General features: G+C 39.7%; 3 protein-coding genes and 1 pseudogene. All 4 read left to right on the top strand.

The window, feature by feature from the left end; translation table 11 throughout:
- Positions 1–531: 531 nt before the first annotated feature.
- Positions 532–1,722: a hypothetical protein gene (locus ACFIL8_RS07545; RefSeq protein ID WP_375689317.1), complete on the top strand. Its 1,191-nt coding sequence runs from the start codon at positions 532–534 to the stop codon at positions 1,720–1,722.
- Positions 1,719–2,924, top strand: a complete 1,206-nt coding sequence (locus ACFIL8_RS07540) for an ATP-grasp domain-containing protein (RefSeq protein WP_375685953.1) — start codon at positions 1,719–1,721, stop codon at positions 2,922–2,924. The genes ACFIL8_RS07545 and ACFIL8_RS07540 overlap by 4 nt, the downstream gene beginning before the upstream one ends.
- A gap of 164 nt (positions 2,925–3,088) precedes the next feature.
- A pseudogene (locus ACFIL8_RS07535) lies at positions 3,089–3,163 on the top strand (YqcI/YcgG family protein); the annotation flags it as partial.
- A gap of 151 nt (positions 3,164–3,314) precedes the next feature.
- Positions 3,315–3,404, top strand: coding sequence for a YqcI/YcgG family protein (locus ACFIL8_RS07530; protein ID WP_375612870.1), 90 nt, complete (start codon positions 3,315–3,317; stop codon positions 3,402–3,404).
- Positions 3,405–3,470 lie beyond the last annotated feature (66 nt).

Raw genomic sequence — 3,470 nt, 5'->3', positions numbered from 1 at the left:
TAAGAATATTATAATAAGACCTCAAACAACGACGACGCCCAAATCAGCCGTAATAAAGCCTCCTAAAACTGAACCAATAATACCTCTCTATCAGACAGACTACCATGTAAAGGTTTTAATACAATACCTTAGCGCTAATGCCATAAATGTTTCTGATAGATAACGAAGTTTATTGTCACAACAACATCTAACAACGGTCAATAGAAAAACCTAAACCTTGAGTATAAATGGAGGAAATCTTAAGAGTGCAAACACAGCCCTCCCAAGAACATAGCTATACTGGTCATTTAGCGAAGAAACTCCTCATTGGAAAAGCACCTCACAAGAGATACAGTAAAAATACCAACCGCCTCCGCTCTCAGTTTCTCCAAAATTAGCTATCCCTATGATAAACGTTATCGTTCAAATCTGTATCATGCTTCTATCGAAAAAACTTGACATGCCTAACAACACATATATTAGCTTTTTGTAAAAATGTATAATTTATAGCATGTGTATTTAACATGGGGGGATAATGTGCACAAACAACTGATGTTTCGGTTTTATGGGCTTGTTGTCCTGCTGTATCTTTCTGATATGGTTTTATTTTTAAGTAATCTTTGGAATGCTTATCGCATAACATCCTCATCGGTTTTCCTGGGCGTAACCATGGCTTTGGGCACCCTTATGCCCTATCTTTTGAAAAAAAGCGGTCTTGTGCGCATTAAAGCCTCATTGCGGTTGGTCGATTTATACAAAAGGCGGATCATTATCTATAGCCTTCTTTTATTGATTGCTCTTTTCCATTACGCTGATTCCCCCTTTGGTTTTATCGCTGTCTCTATCTCTATCGGCTATCTCTCTTTGATTACCTTAAGCACACTCGAGACTTATAATACTAAACTAGCACTTAGTGGTTATATTAGCGCCCAAAAGGCTTCCCGCATTATGCAAACAGTGGTGCAAATTGGCGCATTTTTGGGAGCAGCACTAAGTGGTTATCTCTTAGAAGCGACCAGCCCTCGAGGGGCAGCGGCTGAAATCGGTTATAATGGTTTGATTGTGACACTTTGTGTGTTTGACATCATTATAAGCCTTATAGCCGGATATATTATATTTTGCGATGAATACAACGCTACAGATACCACAGCACTTGCAACTGGTACGAAGCCAGCACCTACACCGCAAGCGGATGGACTCTCCCGTGAGCTTAAACTTTTATGCGTCTGCATAGGACTTATTGGCTTTCATATTTGCGCTTATAATACGCTGGCAACCATTCTTTTTCAGAGTGTGAAAAATTTTGGCTCTGAATACTATGGGCTTTGCAGTGCGGTTGCGGGCATGGGCGCTTTTTTGGCTGCTTTTATCAAAATCCCTCGTTTTGAATTTATTCTCCCAGCCCTTATATTGAGCGTAGCTGATCTTATTTTTAGCACCACACAATCGCCCTATTTGGCTGTGGTCTTTTGCTTTTTTATTGGCTTTTCAATGAATACCATGCGAATTAATGCCCGCAAACATACGATTGAAGCGACCAAAACAGAGGCTCAAGCAGAGCTGGTGGGAAGCTATAGCGGCATGCTTTATACTCTCTCCCAGTCGGCAGGTTATGTCATTCTTGGTCTTCTTACAAGCTCTGCCCTTATGGGTCCTCAAGCAGCTGTTTATCTTCTGCCCCTTATAGGGCTAATAATCTTTATTTATGTTCTTTTCCTTTTATCACAGCGGAACAAAGTATGAGAAAACCTATTCTTATTGTCGACCCTTTCTCCACGGGTGCCCTCTATGGCCCTGCTTTGCAAAAATTAGGCTATGCTTGTTATGGTGTTGTCTCTCAAGCAGCTCCTTTTTCACACTTTATGCTTTCTTATCAGGGAAAGGGCATGGCAGAAGCGAAGCTTCATAGTGTAGATGAGATAAAGAAACGCTTTCCTATCGGCACGATAGAGGCTGTAATAGCGGGTGCCGAAAGAGGTATCTATTGTGCAGAGCAATTGGCGGCTTATTATGGTTGTCTTGGGAATAACCCCTTGACTACCGATTGGCGACGGAAAAAAGCAGCGATGCAAAAACGTCTTTGTGAAAATGGTTTATCTTACATCCGATCAAAAATTCTTACAAAAAACGATTGTACTCTCGATGGTTTTGAAAGCCACAGCGGCTATGTGGTAAAGCCAAATGATTCTGCAGGGAGTGATGGTGTTTTGTTTTTCTCTAATCTTGAGGAAGTAGTAACGTGGGCCTCTGAAATCGACTGGAAGAAAAAAAATATTTTTGGCGCACCTAACGAGGCCTATTTGCTTCAAGAAAGATTGGAGGGAGAGGAATACATCGTCGATGCCGTTGTAAAGGGAGAGGCTATAAAAATATGTAGTTTGTCACGATATAAAAAAGGTATTCATAATGGAAGTACTTTTGTTTATGAAACGCTTGATGTACTTGATTCTCAAGATCCCTCTTATGCCCCTCTTATCTCTTATGCAAAACAATGCATTCGCGCGCTGGGGATTGAATATGGACCTGCGCATATGGAAATCATGCAAACAGCTCGTGGTCCAGTGATGATCGAAGTAGGAGCCCGCCTCCACGGAGGAATTGCACCCACCTTGTTCGCGCATTGCTATGAAGATGGTTTACTTGAAAGCTCCGTTAACCTTATTGCAGGCGTGTTTTCGCAAACCCCAAGTCGCTTTAAGAAAAAAGGGCGTATTATCTTCCTTATCAACGAGATCGACGGTCATATTATAAAAGATGTTAACGTATGGCGGCAAAAGCTTCATTCTTGGGAAAATATGGTTCATTTTACGCTTTTTTTTAAAGAAAACGAGCCCCTCCCCCTAACCATCGATTTAAATACCTGCCCAGCTATTATAGCAATTTGGGGACACAATGATGATGAATTATCAGCTTTGGAGAGGATCATTCGTAGCAATTTCCTATAAAATACAGCAAGGGGAGAAAAACATGGATTCAGAAGCGCAATCAATTGAAAATATAGACAAATATTAAAAATGGAAGCAAGTCATTTTTAAAGAATTCAATGCAACCATGAATAACACAATTAGGCCTTTTCTGCCTATTCGGTGTAAATGGATACTCAAAAAATATGCTTAGATTTGGGTTCTACAACAAGCTGACCTCAAAAAATATAATGGAAGATCTGATAACTTATTGCGATAATTATAAAAGTTTTGGAAAGAACACATCTTTTGTTGCATTCGAGAAACCGACCCCATACAAAGTATCGAAGTTTATAGAGAAAAATTCTGGTCTACACTTAAAAATTTGCGAGATTTTGACAACCGAGAATGACCTAAGTATATACAAAAAATATGTACAATCGTCTATGGGAGTTCTGCTTTCATGGCGAACCTATGTTTATAGTTTGCAATATCCCGTCTCATATAAACAGAATTAAGTAAGTTCTATATTTATGTTAACTTTCCAACTTAAGTGTTTTTTCTAAGTCTTCTCTCTACAGAACAAAA

The organism is Bartonella sp. AP57NXGY, assembly GCF_042195805.1.
GTDB lineage: Bacteria > Pseudomonadota > Alphaproteobacteria > Rhizobiales > Rhizobiaceae > Bartonella.
The sequence above is the reverse complement of the archived record's forward strand: the minus strand, read 5'-3'. Positions and strand labels throughout refer to the sequence as shown.